The sequence below is a fragment of the Bradyrhizobium sp. WSM4873 genome, from assembly GCF_055811355.1.
In genome coordinates, this window is the sequence record NZ_JBVVPS010000102.1 from 1 (window position 1) to 927 (window position 927).

General features: G+C 63.9%; 2 protein-coding genes. Both read left to right on the forward strand.

The features are described 5' to 3' along the window. Positions 1-645 (forward strand): Mu transposase domain-containing protein (locus tag AC0L21_RS37910; RefSeq protein WP_473267081.1); only part of this gene is annotated, 645 nt, incomplete at its 5' end. A gap of 70 nt (positions 646-715) precedes the next feature. Beyond that, positions 716-927 (forward strand): ATP-binding protein (locus AC0L21_RS37915; protein WP_473267082.1); only part of this gene is annotated, 212 nt, incomplete at its 3' end.

A 927-nucleotide genomic window follows, 5' to 3' on the forward strand; every position in this document is an offset into this window, starting at 1 on the left:
ATGCGCAAGCTCGGTGCCAGCCGCCGCGAGTTCTTCGACACCATCGATCGTCCGGCCCTGATGCCGCTGCCGGCCGAGGCCTATCAGTACGCCGAATGGCGTCGTGCCCGTGTAGCGCCGGATTACCATGTCGAAGTTCAGGGACACTTCTACTCGGTGCCATCCCGCATGATCCGCCAGGTTGTCGAGGTTCGGGCCACCGAAGCCACCATCGAGGTGTTCCATCGCGGCACCCGCATCGCCAGCCATGCACGCTCGGGGGTGAAGCGCCGCCACACCACGATCCCCGAGCACATGCCGAGCGCGCATCGCCGATACGCCTTCTGGACGCCGGCGCGTCTGCTGGCCGCCGCTGAGAAAGTCGGTCCGTCCACAATCGCGCTGTGCGAGGCGATCATGCGGACAAAGCCGCATCCCGAGCAGGGCTTCCGATCCTGTCTCGGCATCCTGCGGTTGGAAAAGACCTATGGGACGCGACGTCTCGAAGCCGCTTGCCGCCGCGGGATCAGCATCGGCTCAGCGAGCTATCGGTCGATTGCCTCGATCCTCAAGACCGGCCTGGACAAGTCCTTCCTTCCCGACACCACCCCCGACGCCGATCCCATCCAGCACGGTAACATCCGTGGCCGCGGCTACTACCACTGACCAGCAACAAGGAGGCATTATGCTCAGCAATCATACCCACGAACGTCTCGCCGCTCTCGGGCTCGCCGGAATGGCCAAGGCCTTCGATGATCAGCAACGCCAACCGGACGTCACCGCGCTGACCTTCGAGCAGCGCCTCGGCCTGATGATCGATCGCGAAGCAACTGAGCGAGAGAACAAAAGGCTCATCGTACGCCTGAAGTTTGCCTCGCTACGGCAGGCCGCAATCGTCGAAGATGTCGATCTGCGCGCTCCGCGCGGCATCGACCGCGCCTTCTTTGC